This is a genomic window from Fructobacillus sp. ESL1117 (assembly GCF_058508565.1).
Genome location: NZ_CP196385.1, coordinates 978,201 through 998,904, shown reverse-complemented (window position 1 = coordinate 998,904; position 20,704 = coordinate 978,201). Strand labels below are relative to the sequence as shown.

Here is a 20,704-nt window from a genome sequence, read left to right as displayed (position 1 = left end):
TGAAAGGAAATGAAATGGAAAATAACACACAATCTACAATCGACAATAATAAGTGGTATTTCAAGTTTGATCCGAACACTTTTGCATTTATTCCGGGTGCAATCAGGTCAGAGGAACAGCCTGAGAATACAACAACAGTCGAACCAAGCGGTGTGATGAATCCCGTTTGGAATCCAAATACTAATTCATGGACTGGGCAATCTATGGAGGATTATTTGGCTGAGCAACGGGCCAATCAACCAAAGGTAGTTGATGCCAACCAACAGGCTTTGAATGCGACAGCTAATGTGCTATTAACCCGCTTGATTGCTCAGGATAAGCGAATTGCTGAACTGGAATCAAAGGAGGCTAAGTGATGTTTGACGTGTTAAAAAATTGGTATGAAATGGGACTGGAAAACAACGATAGCCTGAAGAATTGGGTTGTCGGTGAAATTATTACAGTCGACCAATACCAGCAAATTACTGGTATTGTTTACTCATTTTAAAAAAATAGCAGAATAACAGGAGGAGAAATGTTTGGACTAAGTGCGGGGGATTGGACTGGAATTATCCAGACATCAATCATTGTCGGTGGTACGTGCTATAGCTGTTACCAGGCAATTAAGAAAAACTTATCATCTAGTTTGAAAAGTGAGCTAGAAAAGTTAGTCGATAGCACTAACTATCACAATGAACGACTAACCAAGAGCATCGACAGCTTGGACGAAACAATCAAAGGCATTCGAGTAGATGTCGAAACGCTCGAGACACGGGTATCTAAGCACGATACCCAAATAGCTGTACTACAAGAAGTGACACATTCAGCCGACTGACGTTGGCTTTTTTTATTGGAGGATAATCATGAATCTAACTGACACATTAGTATTGGCAGCTACATTATTGACGATTGCAGCACCAGCAGAACATGCATTAGTACGCTGGTTGCGAACGAAGACTAAGAATGGAAATTTGCAGTTGCTGCTAACATGGGCCGACCAGGCTGTTGCTTTGCTGGAAAAGAGCGAATTGGGCGGTACTGAAAAGAAGCAACAAGCCATTGACTATGTAGCGACTCGATTGGCAGCTAACAAGCTGACCGGCAAGTTCTCACAAGAACAGTTGTCTGCAGTTATTGAACAGGCAGTGGCGCAATTGAACGCCACTACTACGAAATAAGGAGGAACAAAAATGACAGTATCAGGATTGGCTACACCGTACGGATTCCAGTCATTCCCTAACTTTACTCAGGGACGTCAGGGAAATTCTATTAATAAAATCGTGATCCACCACATGGCCACAACTGACTATGACTCAGTTCCTGGAATTTGGAACAGCCGTCAGGCTTCTGCTCACTATGGAATTGGCCAAGATGGCCAAATTCGTGCCTATGTAGATGAAGACAACACAGCATGGCACGCAGGGGATTGGGGTACTAATTTAACGAGTATTGGTATTGAACATGCTAATGTTAATCTAGCACCTAACTATGACATTGCCCAGGCAACTGTTGAAGCCAGCGCTAAGTTGGTGGCGGACATTGCCAAGCGGTATGGTTTTGGCCAAGTCGTGCCATACAAGAACCTGTTCCCGCATTCGCAATTTGCTAGTACAGCTTGTCCAGGCCAGTTGAAGGGTAAGTTGCAGGAAATTGCTGATCGGGCTAACGCAATTAATAACGGTGGCGGATATGTAGCAACTCAAACGGCGACTTCCGCTCCACAGCCAGCGCAAACGAGTGGACAAACGGCCATTCAAAAGTTCCAAGCAGGCGGTAATCGGTTCGTCTTGCAGGGGTCATTCATCAACGATAATTGCCAGTTGCAATATGGTATCTATCAGGTACGAGCGCAGGAGCTGACAGCCGACCCATTTGCATGGAGAGACAATGGTATCCCGACTAATTTGTTGGACGACTTAGACGACCCCCAAGGCCGTTCGTTCAATGATGGTGGCCGTGTAGCGTTTAAGAAGGAGTATCAACGGGGTACGATTGATAAGTACTCTGAGAACGCCAACGCAGTAGGGATCGACTTCTTAGACGGCAATGGAATTATTTGGTTCGATGCCGACAAATTCTGGAATCATGCTTAAAAAATACCTAATATTTAAAAATAGCAATACCAAGTAATGCTTCTATTTTCAAAAAATAGGTGATTATTAAAAATAGGGCTTTGGCCCTGTACATAAAAAAGTGGGCCAAACAAATTGATAATTAACATTTTTTGGTCAATTTTTAGAGTGAAATGCATTTATATCAATGTTTATAGTAGTGGACCAAGTTAGCACCTTGTAATCAAAGTGCTAACTTTAATTAATAGTATTATAGTGTTTTATAGAGACGTTATTATACAAATATTTGATAATATAGTGTACACTATTGATTGACACTATTTAATAAAAATGTATAATTAATGTCAGTAGAGAGCGACAGTTAATTTAACAGTTATTGTTGAAACTGCCGTGGAAATTGTCTCCTGATATTATTTCAGGGGGCTTTTTTTGTCTAATAAAGACTTTAAAACTATTGATCAACAAGTTTTAATTTTAGAAAGTAGAGGAATGATATTTAATGATGTCGATAAAGCCAAACGATATTTATTGACGAATAATTATTACAATATAATTAATGGGTATAGTAAATACTTTAAAGATAGTGGTACAGACGACCGCTATTTAAATGGAACAAACTTTGATGAAGTTTGTAGGCTATATTTGTTTGATAAAGAAGTAAAAAAAATATTTATGGATTTTTTGTTGATGGCCGAACATCACTTAAAATCAATTGTTTCGTATGAGTTTTCAAAAAAATATCCTGAAGGAAAATACAATTATTTAAACATTAATTGTTATGCACCCGGAAATGAAGTAAGTGTTGTTAAAACAATTAGTAAATTATCTGGAATTATAAATTATCAAAAGAACGAAAAAGATGGTAATGCCATAAGATATTATTATCATGAGTATCATAATGTTCCAATATGGGTATTAATTGATTTTGTTGATTTTGGTACACTCTATCATCTAATTAATCAATTTGAAAATGGCCTACAAGAATCAATTGCTAATGATTTGAATAGTTTTTTACAAGAGAATATTGGAACAAATGATAAACTAAATGTTAATGTAATGTTATCGTTTATAAAAAATATGTCAGAAATAAGAAATATATGCGCACATGGCAAGCGATTATTAGAATTTGAATGTAACTCAAGTACAAAATTATTCAGACCAATTTATGATAGATACACTCTGAATCCAACAACAGAAAGAAAAGATGTTTATTCAACAATGGTTATTATGCAAACATTTTTAAGCCATGAAGAATATAGTCAGCTTCATAATTCTATTAGGAAACGTTTTAGAACACTTAATAATAATTTAAGTACAATTGATATTAACAAGATAATATTGAGCCTAGGATTTAGTGAAAATTGGCATAATGTTGATAAGTTAACTCAGAATAGTAATGAATGAACACAACAGCTTAATTGCAGGTTTTTTGCGTATAATGCTATAATCTAATAGAAAGCGACTCGGGCTGTACGCAGTGGGTCGCGGAAATTGACGGGGAAAACGCAGACGTTTGCCCGTCTTTTTTTGTGCAAAAATAGCCTAAAACAGTTGACAAACATATATAATAATGATATTATATAAGTATAGAGAAAGGAGGAAAAAGATGAGCGAAAAAAAGCATAAAAAGAAAAAGCCAACCATGCTTGAGATAATTCTTGCAGTAAGTGCGCTACTACAAGCTATTGCTCAACTGATTAGCTCTTTAAAAAAATAAGAAGTAAGGCCCGCAAGGGTCTTCTTCGTGTACGCTCATTTTAACATTTTTATGAAAAATAATAAACCTTCATGGGTAGGATGGACGGCTTTAGTGCTGTCGGTAGTTTCGTTACTAATCGCAATTTATGGTGCAATCAAATGACAGATAAAAAAAAGGGACGACCTAAAATTTATGAAAGTTCAACGACGGCACAAAACGAGGCCAATAAGCGTTGGGCTGAAAAGAACAAGGAACATAAAAAGTATTTAAATTATCGCTCAACATCACGATCGTTCATTCGCAAGTTAGCAACAGAAGACGACCTAAATGAGTTAGAACAACTTATTCATGAAAGGCGAGCCAACACAAGCGTTGATTAACGAATTGTGATTAAGCGTGGGGATAATAATGAGTGAAGAGAGCAATCAAATAGCTAGAGATATTTTCAAGGTGGTGCAACCACTATGGAAGAAACAGCCGAATACACTGTATGAACTGCGTGTAGTAATGCCTAGATTCCAGCATGGTATTAATATATTTTTCGAATGGAATAAGATTGGTATGTCCACCACATCAAGAGCAGTTAAATCATACAAGCCAATTCAAGAGGAAGACGTTCTAGCAGCGCTTGAAATTTTAAAAAAAGAACACAATTTAAATGTAAAATTGTATAACTAGTTTTTATTTAGTGCTACAAAAGTGCTACATATTATTCACAAATGCCTTTACGTCAATATGGTATCATGCACTTCTTCTCCATGAGTACCATCAGGGGACGTCAAGAGGCGTCACAAATCCCAGTCTTAAGCGATTTTGATTTTTTGAGTAATCAAGAGAAGTCAAGAGTAAATTACAAAAATGGTACTTTTTTGGCACAAGAAAAGTACGGCTAAAGGACAAAAAAGCTTACGATTTTAAATCGTAAGCTTTTTATTGAATCTTTATTACGGTTGAAATCCAACATTGTCTTTAACAATCTCGATAATTAAAGCTTTTTCGTCATGTTATACCAAGTCTCACCAGCATGTTGAGAACTAGAAATGCCGTCGACTTGATAACCGTTTCTTTCATAAAATGGAACCAATTTTTCTAAACATGTTAGGGTTATTAACTGTCGTCCTTGTTGCTCAGCAACTATGGCCAACTGTTGCAATAATTGACTTGCAATGCCCATTTTTTGTTTGTCTGGTGATACTACCAAACTAAGAATTGTTTGATAAGGTGCATGCACTGAATTTGGAACTGAAGTTTCAAATAGGTTGTCTGTAATATAACGTTCCGTCGAAGCCGGACCGACAATATAACCTGCAGGATCTTCCTGTTCATCATAGGCAACAATAAAAGTATCTGGGATAACTTTTATTCGTTCTAACATGCTGTTTGCAGTAGCCGCTTCAGCTTCAGAAAACCCTGAATGTTCAATATTCATAATTTTATCTAGATCATTTTTATTTGGTTTACCAAAAGTAATTGCCATACGTAGTCTCCTGTACTGGGCCGTGACATGGATTGTCACTGATTAAGTAGTTTGGTTAAAAAATGTTCGTAAAGGGCCACAACCCGAATTAGAGTAGTGGGCATTTAATATCATCGATTCAATCTTTTTATTGCTGACTGGCAAACCAGTCTTCTTGAAAAATAACGTAGTGGTCGAAGTCGACCCAATTACCAGCATAAAAGACTTCATTTTTTGAAGTGCCTTCTTTAACAAAACCAGCCTTAGTATAGGCCCTTACAGCCCCCGTGTTGAAAGGGAAAACTGACAATTTTATTTTATGCATGTTTAAGTTATTGAAACCATAGTCTAATATCAAGGACAGTGTTTCTTGACCGTATCCTTTAGACCGATCTTCTTCCTTTGGAAAACCAATACCTAGTTCACAAGAATGGTTACGAATACTGATGTTTGATAGACTAACAAACCCAATTAAGCTATCATCATCGACCGTGCGAACAGTAAACTCAACAGTTTCGTTACTTCTAGAAGAATTACGAAAAATCTTTTCCCAATCCTCTGCCGTAAAAGGGTGAATGACGTCATCAGACAGTGGATTAATAAAGTTTTCATCCCATTGCCAGCTGGCGAAGTTATCGCCATCACCCTCATGATAATGTGATAATTTTACATTTTTTCCTATAAACATAATTTTTCCTTTTCAATCTCGTATTGTCGCTATGATAGACAAAAATCGACTCGATGGTTGCCTTTTTTAAATCAGTAAAACCTGACTTTTAAAGTTGCTTTGCTTAATATTACAAACAGTATAACTTAAAACGGATTAGTTTATGTGGGTGGTTGGCATTCAATTTACTGATAGCAAAAAGACGAAAAACAAAATCTATTGTTTTTCGTCTTTTTTTGCTGACAGCCAGTCAACAAAATGTTCATATAAATTCTGGTCACGGTCACGCAGTTGGCCGGTATACATGTCGATCTTATGGTTCAGCAAGTCGAGGTTTTCTTGGTATCGTTGTAATTTGTCTGCTACTTGTTTTCGATGACGTACTAAAATATGTAAAATTTCTTCTTCATAATCGCTACCATACCGCCGCAATTTGACAAAGTGTTTCAAATCCTCGATTGACATATCGGTAGAACGCATGTGTTCAATAAAAAGTAACCAATTGACATCGTCTTCGCTATAAATTCGAATATTAGAAGGGGTCCGATCAGGAACAATCAGTCTCTCTTTTTCATAGTAGCGGAGTGTGTACTCAGTTAAACCGGTTTTTTCCGCAACGGCTTTGATTTTAAAAGTTTGTTTTTTGTTAGCCATGCAAAAATTATAGCACAACCATTGACCTAGAGTTAACTCTAGGGATTAAAATAACCATATCAATAGGAGGACTACTATGAAAGATAAAGTAACAGCAGGTCGTGATCAACTGGGCCAGGTTGCTCCTGATTTTGCCAGATATAATGATGATATTTTATTTGGTGAAGTCTGGGCCGATGATACCTTGAATCCAAAGACGAGAAGTATAGCAACCAATTCGGCTTTGATTTCGATGGGAGCTTTTGAGCAATTACCGTTTCACATGGCGAAAGCCAAAGAAAATGGTGTTAGTGAAGAAGAGATGGCTGCGTTGATTACGCAATTAGCCTTTTATACAGGTTGGCCAAAAGGGTGGTCGGCCTTTAGTATTCTGAAAAATGTATACGGGGGAGAACAATGACAAAATTTAATGAATTGGAAAATGGTGGTATTTTTGGCAAAGGAATCCTAAACCCATATGGGCAATTCTTTATTGGTGATACGTTTTTAAATGGTTTAACCACTAGTCCCGATGAAAAAATTTCAGTTGGGACGGTTACCTTTGAACCTGGGTCACGAAATAACTGGCATATTCACCATGATGGGTATCAAATTTTGCTCGTTACTGACGGAAAAGGCTGGTATCAAGAAGAAGGTCAACCTGCTCAATCTTTGAAACAGGGGGATGTGATTGTGACTAAAGATGGTATTAAACATTGGCATGGAGCGCAGGCGGACTCTTGGTTTGAACACATTGCGATTACGGCTGGAACACCTGAATGGTTGGAGCCTGTTGATGATAAAACATACCAAAATTTATAGGAGAAATTCAGTTGTTAGAAGAAACATATCAATTATCAAATCAAGTAAAGATTCCTAAGATTGCCTTTGGTACTTGGCTACTTGATAATCAAGAAGTTGTTGGAGCAGTTGAGAATGCTATCAAGGTTGGTTATCGCCACATTGATACGGCCTCTGCTTATGGTAATGAAGAGGGCGTTGGTCAGGGGATTCGAAATGCTGGTATCAAGCGTTCAGAAGTATTTGTGACAACGAAATTAGCTGCTGAGGTCAAGGATTATAAAACAGCGAAAGCCGAAATCGATAATGCTTTAAGCAGGCTCAAGGTTGACTATATTGACCTCTTGTTAATTCATTCGCCAAAGCCTTGGGCTGATTATAAGGGGACTGATCATTATTTTGAGGGGAATTTAGCGACATGGCAAGCTATGGAAGAGGCATACGCTGAGGGTAAGGTCAAAGCAATTGGTGTGGCAAACTTTGAACAGGTGGACCTGCAAAATTTAATTAAGAACGGTCACATTACGCCGATGGTGAATCAAGTCTTGGCACATATTGGGCACATGCCACTTGAATTAATCAATTATGCTCAGCAGCATGACATCTTAGTTGAGGCACATTCACCATTCGGTCATGGTGATTTGATGAATAATGTCGAAATTAAGCAACTGGCTAGCAAACTAAATGTTACGGTTCCTCAATTAGCAGTCCGATACCTGTTGGAATTGGGCTTGTTGCCTTTGCCAAAGGCATCGACTGTGGAACATATGAAGATGAACGCTGCCACTGATTTTGTGATTCCAACTGAAATGATGCAGAAATTAACGGAGTTTTCTGGATTGAAATATTCAGACAGCACTTCTGTTTTCCCTGTTTATCAATGATTTTTATGGAGTTGTTGGATAAAGAGTTTCCAAGGGATTAATTAATTTTTGGTATGAACCGGCTGAATGGTTAACATTCAGCTTTTTTCATTCACACATCTTAGCCAATAGCCATTCGCTATCTTGAGTTCCATCTGCCAGAATCTGGTTATCATTCTTGTTTAAGAAAACAAAGTACTCATTTGGCTGGTCATCATTAATGGTGAATTTTAAAGTATCCAGATAAAAGAGTCTTGATTGGTTAAGGTTTCAGATGGATAACTCGGGGCTGGTTTTATTGAATTTCGTTGTTTGTTGTTTTAATCGAATAATTCCAAAGTAAAGATTGCTTGCAAATTTTGTCATGATTTTGTCAATATAAAATTACGTTCGATTACGGCTCCTTTGCACTTTTATACATCAATTTACATTAGAAAAAGATATTGTAGAATAGAAAAAGGTATAAATTAATATCTAAATGTCTAACGTTTGGATGGGTGATGGTAGAAATACTAGAGAGAATTTTTAGCAAAGTCTTTAATTGCTAAAAAAATGTAATCAGCAGATTTAGTATTTTCTTCCATAACTTGAACAACGTGCGCAAAAACACGCTAAGAGCGAGGGAGAAACTATGAATGGATTTTTTGCCATGCTATTTTTCGTGTCCCTGATTTGGCTAATGGTCGAATGGGTGAAAAATAAGCGAGCAGGGTTAAAGTTGCAAAAGCGTGGTAAGCGGCTGCTGGTCGTAACGCTGGCTTTTTTTGTAATTGTTTTGGGAACGGCACCTACCAATCAATCACAGGCTGATGACAAGCAAAAGGTTAAAAAATCAGCTACAACGACATCGCAGTCAAAGAAGAAGTCTTCTATTTCAGGTAGTGCTGTAAGTACTCAAAGTTCGAGTGCCAATGTTGACCACAAACAGCAAACGGCTAGTGGCCTCTTAGCCTTTACCGGTAAGCGGCAAATGGTCATGGGTAACTTAGATCAATTGGGTCGAGCAACTTATTCTCATATTCAATTGCAGGATAAGGATGAACCAAAAGTAAAGCGGGCAGCAAAATTAAAGTACAATCCTGTTGGATGGCATAATTTTAAGTTTTATTATGGTGATGGGACCAAGCAGGCTTGGGTCATGAATCGTGGTCATTTGGTTGGCTACCAATTTAGTGGCTTGAATGATGAGCCTAAGAACTTAGTACCAGAAACGGCTTGGATGAATGCTGGTGATTACCAGGGAATGAACGATAGCAATCAGGATTCGATGCTTTTTTATGAAAAGCGTCTTGATTCTTGGTTGGCTAACCATCCCAATTATTGGCTAGATTATCAAGTAACGCCAATTTACCAGGGGGATGAACTGATTCCCCGTCAGGTCAAGTTGGATTATGTTGGTTTAGACAGCTCGGGTAAGATGCTTGCGATTAAGTTGGGGTCTGATAAAGAATCAACTGATCATAATGGTGTTACCCATGTCGTTTTGGATAATAGCACACCAAATGGGACGATTGATTACGCTAGTGGACGAGCAACAAATACAGTTGCTAAGGCCGGTACGAGTTCTCTAACACAGAAAAGTGAGTCAGATTCCTCAACGACCAAAAAGCAGGAACAGAGTACGGCGGAACCTGCTGTGCAATCCACCCAGCCTGATCAAGGTAATAGTGGTGAATCTGATAGAACAGTTTATGTCACCGGTGGTGGCAAGTCAGACGTATACTGGTATAGTACCGCGTCAATGCCAGCACGCACTAATAAAAACAATATTATTACGATGACCGAAGCTCAGGCGAAAGCACAGGGGAAGCGTGCCTCGTTAAAGTAGTAAGAAAAAATCGGCCAAAATCAAATCCTTTCTTCAACCCTATTCCACCTTGCATGCCTCTCCTTGCTTGCGTACAATGGAGGCTAACAGGAATAGAGAAGGAGAACAACGTAAATGACTATGGGCGCTGCTTTCAAAAGCTTTTGGAAAAACTATTTTAATTTTACTGGAACTGCAACTAGAGCAGAATATTGGTGGATGGTTTTACTTGGATCTATTTTGACAATCCTTTGGATAGTTGCCACCATTTTTTTTGCGGTTGTGGCCGGGCTGTCACCAATTCAGGAAAATCTCAATATCTGGCATTGGTTAATGACTTTATCAGGGGGACTCATCGCCTGGTTAGTTATCTCAGCGTTGATTTTTTTGGCGGTTTTGATTCCTGCTTTATCGTTAGAGGTCCGTCGTATAAGAGATACGGGGTTGAATGCAGTCCTGGTTTGGATTGTTTTTGCCATCGATATCTTGTCTGATGGTTTTGGCTCAAACGGAGCGTTAAACGATATTGTGTCCTTGTTAATCTTGTTGATCATGGTCTTTCCAACCGATAAGTTAGCGAATGTTCGAATGATTGGTAAAAATCAGCGATAAAACAGGCCAACATCAATAAAGACAATTTTGCGAAAGCAATTCAGACTCTGAATTGCTTTTTTAATTGCTAATAAGGTAGAAATGTTAACAAATTTAGACAAATGTCAGGTTTTCTGTTATGGTTGAAATATAAGTACTTTGACATTTCCTGCCGTTGAATCAGCTAGAGTTGCCATCGCGGCGCCCTGGCTGATTTTTTGTTGGAAAAATATAATCGATGAAAGGAAACTGATTAGATGAAATCGTTATCCAAATTTTTACATAAGCTTTTGCACCACCCCAATACTCTTGCTTGGGTTTTTCCAATCGTGATGGTTGCCATCATGTCCACATATAATACTGTTATTCGTTTTGGTTTTTCCGAAAAAAAGTTGGAGCGCGTTTGGCTCATGTACCCTGTTATTGTGGTCTTTATTTATTGCCTGCGCACGTTTGTGACCTTGCCAATTACCATGCGGCTTCATCAGCATTATCCGAAATTTATTAAAAATCATTTATCCGAAAGTTACACGGTGCCATTAACCGTGATGATGCTTAATGTTTCCATCATGATGCTCTGGTTGACTGAAATGTACCATCGTTTGTATCCACAATTCTTGCCTGGTTACTTGATGAATTGGGTGAAAACGTTCTTTGTTGCTGTACCAATCTTCTTCTTGATTGTCCGACCAATCATCTTAGCAATTTTTGATTACCTCAGAAAGCGCTTCCCGGTCGAACCATTAATTGAAAAATTGGAAGATACATTGGAAACGGGTCACCAGGCCTAACAACCAGTGGCAGAACGGGTAAATCATTTTAGAGTAAAAGCAGAACGTTTGTCTTCTTTTGCTCTTTTTGTTTGTTTTTAGGTGGCTAATATAAGAAAAGGCTTAAATTTTTTTCATTATTTTGTTATGTTAGCTAACAAAGTTTGTCAGATTTTAGGACGTTGACCCGTAAGATGGAAATAAGCTTGGTCTACTTATGGTCGACTAGAATAAATGTTGTAAGGAGAAAAACGATGTCAATGATCGAATTCAAAAATGTACAAAAGTACTATGGTGACTTTCATGCCCTTCATGACGTCAATTTAAAAATTGATGCGGGTGAGACTGTTGTCTTAATTGGCCCTTCTGGGTCAGGAAAGTCGACTTTGATTCGAACCGTCAACGGTTTAGAAGAAATCGAAGACGGGCAGTTGATTGTGGATGGTCAAGACCTTCACGACCCCAAAACTGACATTAATAAAATCCGTCGAGATGTCGGAATGGTCTTCCAACACTTTAATTTGTATAACAATAAAACAGCGTTAGAGAACATCATGTTGGCACCGCGTTTAGTTTTGGGTCGGGAAGAAGCCGAAAACAAGCGAATTGCAATGGAGCTGCTCGAAAAAGTTGGTTTGGCTGACAAAGCAAACAACATGCCATCTGCCTTGTCAGGTGGTCAAAAGCAACGGATTGCCATTGCTCGGTCTTTGGCAATGAAGCCAAAGGCGCTCTTGTTCGATGAACCAACCTCTGCATTGGATCCCGAAATGATTGGGGATGTTTTGGATGTTATGCGTGATATCGCTAAAGACTCATCCATGACTTTGTTGGTGGTGACTCACGAAATGGGCTTTGCCAAGGCGGTAGCCGATCGGGTCATCTTTATGGCCGACGGTCGCATTCTGGAAGATAATTCGACAGCTAGTTTCTTTGAAAACCCTCAAGAACCGCGGGCGAAGAAGTTCTTAAGCCAGGTGGAACACCACTAAGAAGACGGGAAAGGGGAATTGCTTTATGGAAAAAGCAAAGAAGCGCCGCTTTGGGTTAATCGCGACCATTATTTTAGCCCTGGCGATTGTTTTCGGTCTATTCTGGGCGCAACAAACAGTGGCTCAGAATGCCAAGCACCAGGATACCCTCACTCGGGTAAAGAAGAGTGGCAAGATTGTCTGGGGAATCAAAGCTGATACTAAGTTGTTTGGTTTGATGGACACAAAGACTGGTCAATCTGAAGGATTCGATGTCGATATGGCCAAGGCCGTCACCAAGCAAATTAGTAAGCAATTGGGCGAAAAGTTGACACCATCCTTTGTGACGGTTTCAACCGCTTCCAAGATTCAATTACTAAAGAATACCAACATCGATGGTGTCTTTGGTGTCATGACGATTACCCCAGAACGGGCAAAAATTGTTGACTTCAGTCAACCATATTTCCCTGCGGGTCAGTCACTTTTGGTTAAGAAAGATTCGGGTATCAAGTCAGTGAATGATTTGAACGATCCAAGTAAGACTGTTTTGGTGGTTGTCGGAACAACCGCTGCACAAAACATTAAGAAGTTTGCACCGAAGGCCAAGACAATTGCCTTGCAGGACTATGCCTCAGCCATGCAGGCATTGAAGGCCGGTCAAGGACAAGCTATATCAACCGATAATGCTATCTTGTACGGTTTGGCTACAGAAAATCCAGACTACCAGGTTGTGGGTGGTACGTTGACTAACGGTCCTTATGGGGCGGCCTTTGATCATGATCAAAAGCCAATGGTTGACCAAGTGAATCAGGCAATCAACACCATGAAGAAAAACGGTGTTTACAATCAATTAATCAAGAAGTGGTTTGGCCAAGTACCCGGTTTGGATTGGCATGATTTGGAGGTGCACGAATGAGCTTGTTTGAACAGAATTTCTCAGTCTTCCTCCAAGGATTTGGTTACACTCTGTTGGCTAGTATCTTTGCCTTGGTGGGATCACTAATTTTGGGAACAATTTTTGCGATTATGCAGGTCATGAATTCAAAAGTTGCCCGTTCAATTGGTAATATCTATGTTCAAGTTTTCCGGAATATTCCCCTGTTGATTATCACGCTCTTCTTTTACTTAGCGGTAGCCAAGGTGATCAAGATGACAGGTTTTACGGCTGGAACAATTGCTTTGACACTGTATACTTCAGCCTTCATTGCTGAATCTGTTCGAGCAGGCATTCTTTCTATTGAAGCCGGTCAAATGGAAGGCGCACGAGCAAATGGGTTAACGTTTGGTCAGGCCATGCGAGTGATTATCTTGCCTCAGGCATTTAAGGTGGCGATTCCTTCATTGGGCAATCAGTTTATTAACCTGGTTAAGAACTCATCGATTCTGGCCTTTGTTGGTGGTTTGGACTTGATGTATCAAGGAAACATCGTGGCAGCAAACTCCTTTGACACTTTTACGACTTACATTATCATTGGACTCTTCTACTTGTTGATTACCTTGCCATTAAGTTACTACATCCAACACCTTGAACATAAATTGAAGAAGAACGCATAAGGAGGCCGCAGAATGTCAGGATTTTTTAGTGCCTTTACAGAGGCAAACCTCGGCTACTTGATGGGCGGTCTAGGAATTACCGTTGGGGTTTCAATCATCTCGGTTATTTTGAGTCTGATTTTTGGTTCCATTATTGGAATTGTTTTCTTTGAAAAGATTCCTTACTTTTCAAGCTTCGTTGGAACAATCAATAATATCGTCCGTAACTTGCCGTTGCTGTTAATCATTTTCTTTACCTACTTTGCCTTGCCACAGTTAGGTCTGCACTTGCCAATTTTTTGGGCAACGGTTGTGGCTATGACTGTTTTCCAGTCAGCCATGCTGGCTGAAATTGTCCGCGGCGGATTGGAAGCTGTTGATATCGGCCAATTTGAGGGGGCACGCGCCAATGGTTTGTCTAACATGCAGACGATGTGGCACATTGTTTTGCCACAAGCCTACAAGAAAATGATTCCACCGATTATCTCGCAACTGATTTCCTTAGTAAAGGATACGAGTTTGGCGTCTGGAATTGTTCTTGCGGAATTGACTTATCGTGGTCAAATTATCTATGCACAAAACACGAATTTCATCGTGCCTGTCTTGGTTGTGATGACCTTGGTTTATTTTTTGTTAAACTACGGTCTGTCATTGATTGCCAAGTGGTTTGATCATAAGTTGGCATAACTGTTTACTTAATACAAATATAGATGAAGAAAAACCGTTCACTTTGCTGAATGGTTTTTTCTTTCGAACAAATTAGGAATCATTAGTTCGGCTACCTGGCAATAAGCTAATAGAAGTTGGTGACTTTCAAGATTTTTAGTCAAAATGCCTAACGTAGAGGGGCTATAAATGGTAAAATGTACGTATTAACCTTAACGCCTTTTCCTGCAGTTAGGAAAGGGCGACTTTTTTGTCGAGGAGAAAAGCGATGTCAATGATTGAATTCAAAGATGTACAAAAGTACTATGGGGATTTTCATGCCTTACATGATGTGAACTTGAAAATTGACGCGGGTGAAACGGTAGTCCTGATTGGCCCATCTGGTTCCGGAAAGTCAACTTTGATTCGCACAATCAACGGTTTGGAAGAAATCGAAGAGGGACAATTGTTGGTTGATGGTTTTGACCTGCATGATCCCAAGACAGATATTAATAAGATTCGTAAGAACGTTGGGATGGTTTTCCAGCACTTTAACCTTTACAATAATCAGACGGTTTTGGAAAATATTATGCTGGCACCGCGCTTGGTTTTGCATCGCGATGAGGCTGAAAATAAGCGAATTGCCATGGAATTGTTGGAACAGGTTGGTTTAGCCGATAAGGCCAATAGCATGCCGGCTGCGTTATCAGGCGGACAGAAGCAACGAGTGGCCATTGCCCGTTCACTAGCAATGAAGCCAAAGGCCTTGCTGTTTGATGAGCCAACTTCTGCTTTGGACCCCGAAATGATTGGGGGTGTACTTGATGTTATGCGCGATATTGCGCGTGATTCGGAGATGACCTTGCTGGTGGTGACTCATGAAATGAATTTTGCCAAGGCAGTTGCTGATCGGGTAATCTTTATGGCTGATGGCCGAATCTTAGAAGATAGTTCAACCGAAGCATTCTTTGAGAACCCGACAGAACCACGGGCCAAGAAGTTCTTGAACCAGGTAGAACATCACTAAAATGGAAGGAAGGGTCTGGCTAAATTGACGTTAGTTAGACAAAGCGTATGGAAAAGATTAGACGACGCCGTTTTGGAATCATTGCCTCGCTGGTTTTGGCTACCCTGATTTTGCTGGGAGCCTTGTGGGCCAGCGTGACGATTGAGAAAAACAAAGCGCACCAAGATACCTTGGCCCGGGTTGAAAAGAAGGGGCAAATAACATGGGGTGTCAAAGCCGATACGAAACTCTTTGGCTTGATGGATACTAAGACTGCCCAACCAGCTGGTTTTGAAATTGACTTGGCCAAGGCGATGACCGCCCAAATTGCTAAACAAACAAATACGAAACTTTCAGCAGCTTTTGTGCCGGTTACTTCTGCTTCACGAATTCAATTGCTGAAAAATACGAATATCGATGGACTGATTTCCACGTTGACGATTACACCGGAAAGAGCAAAAATTGTAGACTTTACGAACGTCTACTTTAACGCCGGTCAATCATTACTGGTTAAAAAAGACTCAGGTATTCAATCTGTTAAGGATATGAACGATCCGAAGTACACCGTTTTAGTTGTCGTCGGAACGACTGCCGCCCAAGAGACGAAAAAGTACGCTCCAAAGGCTAAAATTATTGCCTTGCAGGATTATGCTTCTGCCATGCAGGCCTTGAAATCGGGTCAGGGACAGGCACTTTCAACGGATAATGCCATCCTTTATGGCCTAGCAACCGAAAATCCAGACTACCACCTTGTTGGTGGAATCTTTACGCAGGCACCATATGGAATGGCCTTTGATCATAACCAAAAACCAATGACAAAGCAGGCTAACCGAGCGTTAAAGGTCTTGCAGGAAAATGGTACCTACAACCGTTTGGTTGAAAAGTGGTTCCGTAATGTTCCTGGCTTGGATTGGCATGATTTGGAGGTAAACAAATGAGCCTTTTAAATCAATATTTTTCAGTTTTTGTCCAAGGGTTTGGCCACACACTGTTGGCCAGTATCATTGCCTTAATCGGTTCGCTCATTTTGGGAACCCTCTTTGCCATTATGCAGGTCTCCTCTTCGAAGATTAACCGCGCCATTGGGAATATCTATGTTCAAGTTTTCCGGAATATTCCGCTCTTGATTGTTACGCTCTTCTTGTACTTGGCGGTCGCAAAGGTCATTAAGATGACGGGTTTTGTCGCTGGAACGGTCGGGTTGACGTTGTACACATCCGCTTTTATTGCCGAATCGGTTCGTGCCGGCATTCTGTCCATTGAAGCCGGCCAAATGGAAGGAGCTCGCGCTAACGGGTTGACCTTTAACCAAGCTATGCGGGTGATCATTTTACCCCAGGCCTTTAAGGTGGCGATTCCTTCATTGGGAAATCAGTTGATCAACCTGGTCAAAAATTCTTCCATTTTAGCCTTTGTTGGTGGTTTGGACTTAATGTACCAGGGAAATTTGGTAGCGGCAGCGTCCTTTGATACCTTTATGACCTATATCATTATTGGTGTTTTCTATTTGGTGATTACGATGCCTTTGAGTTACTACGTCCAGCACTTGGAAACCAAGTTGAAGAAGAATGCTTAAGGAGGAAAAGTCCATGTCTGAATTTTTTAACGCTTTTACCTCAGCAAACATGGACTATCTGCTCGGTGGCCTAGCTATTACTGTTGGCGTTTCAGCTCTTTCGGTTGTCTTGAGTCTTCTGTTTGGTTCCATTGTGGGGATTATTCAATTTGAAAAGATTCCATTTTTTTCATTCTTTGTTGGCACGTTGAACAACATTGTCCGCAACTTACCACTGCTGTTAATTATCTTTTTTACTTACTTTGCCTTGCCGCAATTAGGCCTGCACTTGCCAATTTTTTGGGCGACTGTGGCAGCGATGACGTTCTTTGAGTCGGCCATGTTGGCTGAAATTGTGCGTGGTGGCCTGGAAGCAGTTGATCGAGGACAATTTGAGGGTGCTCGAGCAAACGGCTTGTCCAACATGCAGACGCTGGGACATGTTGTTTTGCCGCAGGCCTATAAGAAGATGATTCCACCAATTATTTCGCAGCTGATTTCCTTAGTGAAGGATACGAGTTTGGCATCTGGAATTGTCCTGGCTGAAATGACGTACCGGGGCCAGATCGTTTATGCTCAGAATACAAACTACATTATTCCTGTTCTTGTGGTCTTGACGGTGGTATACTTTTTGCTAAACTATGGTTTGTCATTAATCGCTAAGTACTTTGACAAAAAATTAGCTTAAAACACGACAAGAGGACAATTCTGTATGTTTGATCCAAATAAAAAATCAAAAATTATTGCGATTGTGGCCTCGGCTTTTTTTGCTATGTTGATCACCTTTTCTGTGGTTAATCATATTAAGTCGCCGGCCGTCTTTGCATCGGATGTGAGCTTGGCTGTCCAGAAAAGTATCGCGGGGGACCAGCGAGGCCTAAACAATATGGTTGATGAAGTATGGGCGCAAGCTGCTCGTGATAACTTCGATAATGACTAAAAGCGCTGGTTGTTAGTATCCAAAAAAAGACAGCACCTAATCCATGTGCTACTATCTGATTTGAAAGGTAGTGCTAATCATGATGCCGGTGATGTCTTTTATTTTTGACTAGGATTGTAGTAGTTGTTAATTAGCTATTTTTTATGTTGACAAGCAGGTGAGCTTGTTAGCAATTCAGCCTGCATGGAAGTCCGAAGATACCCAGCCAAGCCTTATGATGCTGATATTTTTGCAATGAATTTAATATAGTTCTTTACTGGTTGGGACTTGATTGGTACCAGTCAATGCTGCTAGATGACCACTGAATTAGCGTTTGTTGAAATAAAAGTAAAATAGTGGTAAAAATGAACTAATGAAAAGCATGATTTTTCCTTGTATATTCCTGCTAAGCGAGTTAAACTCTCCTTTGATTGGTAGAAAAAAAGTTGCGCGACAAAAGTGCTCTTGATGTTGGAAAAACGATTTGAAAACCAAGAAAATAGATTGAAAAATACTTTTATCTAAATTAGATTAGTTCTTTGAGGCACTCAACAGTCATGAAGAAAGTGACCATCAATAGCTGATTTTATAGGAGAGAAGAAATGACTGATTCAGCAAAGAAGCGGTTAAAGTATGGTGGTTTCTTAATCGCCTTAGGCATTGTCTACGGTGATATTGGAACGTCCCCACTATATACCATGAATGCGATTATTGCCGGTAATGCACATACCGATAATATGAAGGACTTGGTAATTGGGTCAATTTCCCTTGTTTTTTGGACTTTGATGTTAATTACGACGATTAAGTATGTCTTAATTGCCTTGCAGGCCGATAACCACGGTGAAGGTGGTATCTTCTCCCTGTATAGTAAAGTCCGCAATCGAAACATGAAGTGGCTCATCATCCCGGCAATGGTCGGTGGGGCGGCTCTTTTGGCCGATGGCGCTTTGACACCAGCGGTGACGGTTACGTCTGCTGTGGAAGGGTTAGAGGGGCAAAAGTTTGGTTCCTTGATCTTTCCAACGGGAATTGATTTCGTTGTGCCGGTGGTGTTGACGATTTTGTTGGTCGTCTTTACCCTCCAACGCAAGGGAACGACCAAGATTGGTCGAATGTTTGGTCCAATGATGCTAATTTGGTTTACCTTTATTGGTTTCTTTGGCCTGTTACAAGTCTTTCAATATCCAGAAATTTTAAAGGCTCTTTCGCCTGTTTATGCTGTACAGACGCTGTTTAGTCCAGATAACCGTCTAGGTATTTTTATTTTAGGAAATATCTTCTTGGCGACGACTGGTGCTGAAGCGCTGTATTCAGATATGGGACATGTAGGGAAGCGCAATATTTATTTAAGTTGGCCATTTGTTTATGTCACACTGGTTTTGAATTATATGGGGCAAGGTGCATGGGTGATTATGCACAATGCAAGTGGTTCAAACTTGAACCTTTTCTTTGATATTCTACCGAACCAGTGGCGGTTGGTCGGCGTTGTCTTGAGTACACTTGCAGCCGTCATTGCTTCGCAGGCTTTGATTACAGGGGCCTTTACTTTGGTATCAGAGGCCATTTCGCTGAAAATTATGCCCCGGTTGCGGATTACTTATCCAAACGACTTCCGCGGTCAAATGTATATCTCAATTGTCAACTGGATGCTCTTTGTTGCCGGCGTAATCGTTGTGGTGCTTTTCCGGACTTCTCATAATATGGAATCAGCCTATGGTTTGGCAATCACGGTTACGATGCTGATGACGACGACGTTGTTGTTCGAGTTTATTCGCTTTAAGACTCGTACAAGCCTGGCTATTTTGTTTGCCGTTCCCTTTGGCTTGCTGGAAACCCTCTTCCTGATTGCCAGTCTGGGTAAGTTCATTCATGGTGGATACTTCACAGTGATTTTGATGCTGCTAATTTTGTCGGTCATGGTTTTCTGGTTCTATGGAAACAAGCGTCGTGAAGCACTGTCTTATAACAATGATTATTTGTCCTTGAAAGACTACCGCCGCCAGTTGATGCAGCTCTCCAACGATTCAGAAGAGCCTTTGATGGCGAAAAACTTAGTTTATATCGTGAACGTTCATGATGATTATCAAATTAAGAAGTCAGTCATCTACTCGCTATTGGGGGCAAGGCCAAAGCGGGCCAAGGTTTACTGGTTTGTCACGATTCGAGAATCCATTAACCCATACGAAAAGAGTTATTCAGTTGATTTGATGGGAAGCCAAAATATGGTTCGAGTTGTTTTAAACCTTGGTTTCAAGGTTGACCCACAAGTTGAATATTACATTCACCAAATTGCCAAGGTTTTGGTGAAGCAGGGTGTTCTTGAGCCACAAAAGATTCGCTATGGGCTCGATAAAAACCGCAGTATTGGTGACTTTAAGTATGTGATTACTAATAACTACTATACTGATTTGAAGGCTGTCTCCAAGATTTCATCATGGGATCGATTCTTAATTGGTGGTCGAATTTGGTTGCAGTCACATTCTGTCCACCTCCGTTATTTTTACCGCTTGCGCTTGAGTGATACGGTTGAAGAGGTTGTTCCGCTCTTTATTGAGCATAAAACCGTTTCGAAACTGCGGCAGTTGGAAGTTAAAAATCAGATGCCCAAGATGGATCGCTGGAACCGCCGAATCGATGATCCAGTGAACCCAGTCGATAGGAAGCGCCGCCAAGATGGGGATGATCACCATCTTGATCGTGGTTCTCACCATCAATAAATGAATTTTAGTAAAAACGC

Annotated in this window: 27 protein-coding genes; 24 read left to right on the top strand and 3 right to left on the bottom strand. The window is 40.3% G+C overall.

The features are described 5' to 3' along the window. Window positions 1–14: 14 nt before the first annotated feature. From ACSYSH_RS04475 to ACSYSH_RS04440, 8 genes are all read left to right on the top strand, one after another. Window positions 15–356, top strand: a complete 342-nt coding sequence (locus ACSYSH_RS04475; protein ID WP_489815969.1) for a YomQ N-terminal domain-containing protein — start codon at window positions 15–17, stop codon at window positions 354–356. Further along, the gene (locus tag ACSYSH_RS04470; protein ID WP_489815968.1) at window positions 356–487 is read left to right on the top strand and encodes an XkdX family protein; all 132 of its coding nucleotides are present in this window, start codon (window positions 356–358) and stop codon (window positions 485–487) included. Before ACSYSH_RS04475 ends, ACSYSH_RS04470 begins: the two co-directional genes overlap by 1 nt. Window positions 488–514: 27 nt before the next feature. Continuing rightward, window positions 515–814 carry a hypothetical protein gene (locus ACSYSH_RS04465; protein ID WP_491702300.1) on the top strand — a complete coding sequence of 100 codons (300 nt, stop codon included), beginning with the start codon at window positions 515–517 and terminating at the stop codon, window positions 812–814. A 28-nt stretch (window positions 815–842) separates the two neighbouring features. Continuing rightward, complete coding sequence (locus ACSYSH_RS04460) at window positions 843–1,157, top strand: phage holin (protein ID WP_491702301.1); 315 nt, start codon at window positions 843–845, stop codon at window positions 1,155–1,157. A 12-nt stretch (window positions 1,158–1,169) separates the two neighbouring features. Next, window positions 1,170–2,072 (top strand): peptidoglycan recognition protein family protein, encoded by a 903-nt coding sequence (locus ACSYSH_RS04455; RefSeq protein ID WP_491702302.1) that lies wholly within the window; start codon window positions 1,170–1,172, stop codon window positions 2,070–2,072. A gap of 408 nt (window positions 2,073–2,480) precedes the next feature. After that, window positions 2,481–3,455, top strand: a complete 975-nt coding sequence (locus tag ACSYSH_RS04450) for an Abi family protein (RefSeq protein ID WP_491702303.1) — start codon at window positions 2,481–2,483, stop codon at window positions 3,453–3,455. Between the two features lie 453 nt (window positions 3,456–3,908). Beyond that, complete coding sequence (locus ACSYSH_RS04445; RefSeq protein WP_491702304.1) at window positions 3,909–4,130, top strand: hypothetical protein; 222 nt, start codon at window positions 3,909–3,911, stop codon at window positions 4,128–4,130. A gap of 28 nt (window positions 4,131–4,158) precedes the next feature. Then, complete coding sequence (locus ACSYSH_RS04440; protein WP_491702305.1) at window positions 4,159–4,428, top strand: hypothetical protein; 270 nt, start codon at window positions 4,159–4,161, stop codon at window positions 4,426–4,428. A 307-nt stretch (window positions 4,429–4,735) separates the two neighbouring features. On the opposite strand, the gene ACSYSH_RS04435 is transcribed toward ACSYSH_RS04440, so the two are convergent. The 3 genes from ACSYSH_RS04435 to ACSYSH_RS04425 form a co-directional block, all read right to left on the bottom strand. Further along, on the bottom strand, window positions 4,736–5,227 hold the full coding sequence (locus tag ACSYSH_RS04435; protein WP_491702306.1) for a GNAT family N-acetyltransferase: 492 nt from the start codon (window positions 5,225–5,227) through the stop codon (window positions 4,736–4,738). Window positions 5,228–5,354: 127 nt separating this feature from the next. After that, window positions 5,355–5,894 carry a GNAT family N-acetyltransferase gene (locus ACSYSH_RS04430; protein WP_489816115.1) on the bottom strand — a complete coding sequence of 180 codons (540 nt, stop codon included), beginning with the start codon at window positions 5,892–5,894 and terminating at the stop codon, window positions 5,355–5,357. A 195-nt stretch (window positions 5,895–6,089) separates the two neighbouring features. Continuing rightward, window positions 6,090–6,527 carry a MerR family transcriptional regulator gene (locus ACSYSH_RS04425; RefSeq protein ID WP_491702307.1) on the bottom strand — a complete coding sequence of 146 codons (438 nt, stop codon included), beginning with the start codon at window positions 6,525–6,527 and terminating at the stop codon, window positions 6,090–6,092. 76 nt (window positions 6,528–6,603) lie between these two features. On the opposite strand from ACSYSH_RS04425, the gene ACSYSH_RS04420 reads away from it, so the two are divergent. From ACSYSH_RS04420 to ACSYSH_RS04345, 16 genes are all read left to right on the top strand, one after another. Then, window positions 6,604–6,927 carry a carboxymuconolactone decarboxylase family protein gene (locus ACSYSH_RS04420; protein ID WP_252773389.1) on the top strand — a complete coding sequence of 108 codons (324 nt, stop codon included), beginning with the start codon at window positions 6,604–6,606 and terminating at the stop codon, window positions 6,925–6,927. Continuing rightward, a complete protein-coding gene (locus ACSYSH_RS04415; protein WP_489816113.1) occupies window positions 6,924–7,328 on the top strand; it encodes a cupin domain-containing protein in 405 nt (134 codons plus the stop codon). Before ACSYSH_RS04420 ends, ACSYSH_RS04415 begins: the two co-directional genes overlap by 4 nt. Before the next feature lie 11 nt (window positions 7,329–7,339). Further along, window positions 7,340–8,191, top strand: a complete 852-nt coding sequence (locus tag ACSYSH_RS04410) for an aldo/keto reductase (RefSeq protein ID WP_491702308.1) — start codon at window positions 7,340–7,342, stop codon at window positions 8,189–8,191. Window positions 8,192–8,801: 610 nt separating this feature from the next. Beyond that, a complete protein-coding gene (locus ACSYSH_RS04405; protein WP_491702309.1) occupies window positions 8,802–9,998 on the top strand; it encodes a DNA/RNA non-specific endonuclease in 1,197 nt (398 codons plus the stop codon). Window positions 9,999–10,112: 114 nt separating this feature from the next. Further along, window positions 10,113–10,589, top strand: coding sequence for a DUF805 domain-containing protein (locus tag ACSYSH_RS04400; RefSeq protein ID WP_252773392.1), 477 nt, complete (start codon window positions 10,113–10,115; stop codon window positions 10,587–10,589). A 236-nt stretch (window positions 10,590–10,825) separates the two neighbouring features. Further along, window positions 10,826–11,359, top strand: coding sequence for a hypothetical protein (locus tag ACSYSH_RS04395; protein WP_252773393.1), 534 nt, complete (start codon window positions 10,826–10,828; stop codon window positions 11,357–11,359). Between the two features lie 233 nt (window positions 11,360–11,592). Further along, on the top strand, window positions 11,593–12,330 hold the full coding sequence (locus ACSYSH_RS04390) for an amino acid ABC transporter ATP-binding protein (RefSeq protein ID WP_274705167.1): 738 nt from the start codon (window positions 11,593–11,595) through the stop codon (window positions 12,328–12,330). Between the two features lie 25 nt (window positions 12,331–12,355). Further along, entirely contained in the window at window positions 12,356–13,225 is an 870-nt protein-coding gene (locus tag ACSYSH_RS04385; RefSeq protein ID WP_252773394.1) for a transporter substrate-binding domain-containing protein, read from the top strand. Continuing rightward, window positions 13,222–13,863 carry an amino acid ABC transporter permease gene (locus tag ACSYSH_RS04380; protein WP_489816110.1) on the top strand — a complete coding sequence of 214 codons (642 nt, stop codon included), beginning with the start codon at window positions 13,222–13,224 and terminating at the stop codon, window positions 13,861–13,863. The genes ACSYSH_RS04385 and ACSYSH_RS04380 overlap by 4 nt, the downstream gene beginning before the upstream one ends. 12 nt (window positions 13,864–13,875) lie before the next feature. Then, window positions 13,876–14,529, top strand: a complete 654-nt coding sequence (locus ACSYSH_RS04375) for an amino acid ABC transporter permease (protein WP_252773396.1) — start codon at window positions 13,876–13,878, stop codon at window positions 14,527–14,529. Between the two features lie 247 nt (window positions 14,530–14,776). Continuing rightward, window positions 14,777–15,514 (top strand): amino acid ABC transporter ATP-binding protein, encoded by a 738-nt coding sequence (locus ACSYSH_RS04370; RefSeq protein WP_274705168.1) that lies wholly within the window; start codon window positions 14,777–14,779, stop codon window positions 15,512–15,514. A gap of 47 nt (window positions 15,515–15,561) precedes the next feature. Continuing rightward, window positions 15,562–16,431: a transporter substrate-binding domain-containing protein gene (locus ACSYSH_RS04365; protein ID WP_491702311.1), complete on the top strand. Its 870-nt coding sequence runs from the start codon at window positions 15,562–15,564 to the stop codon at window positions 16,429–16,431. Next, window positions 16,428–17,069: an amino acid ABC transporter permease gene (locus ACSYSH_RS04360; RefSeq protein ID WP_491702312.1), complete on the top strand. Its 642-nt coding sequence runs from the start codon at window positions 16,428–16,430 to the stop codon at window positions 17,067–17,069. The genes ACSYSH_RS04365 and ACSYSH_RS04360 overlap by 4 nt, the downstream gene beginning before the upstream one ends. Window positions 17,070–17,082: 13 nt before the next feature. Beyond that, entirely contained in the window at window positions 17,083–17,736 is a 654-nt protein-coding gene (locus ACSYSH_RS04355; RefSeq protein WP_491702313.1) for an amino acid ABC transporter permease, read from the top strand. 24 nt (window positions 17,737–17,760) lie between these two features. Next, complete coding sequence (locus tag ACSYSH_RS04350) at window positions 17,761–17,988, top strand: hypothetical protein (RefSeq protein WP_252773400.1); 228 nt, start codon at window positions 17,761–17,763, stop codon at window positions 17,986–17,988. Between the two features lie 581 nt (window positions 17,989–18,569). Next, window positions 18,570–20,684: a KUP/HAK/KT family potassium transporter gene (locus ACSYSH_RS04345; RefSeq protein WP_489816105.1), complete on the top strand. Its 2,115-nt coding sequence runs from the start codon at window positions 18,570–18,572 to the stop codon at window positions 20,682–20,684. Window positions 20,685–20,704 lie beyond the last annotated feature (20 nt).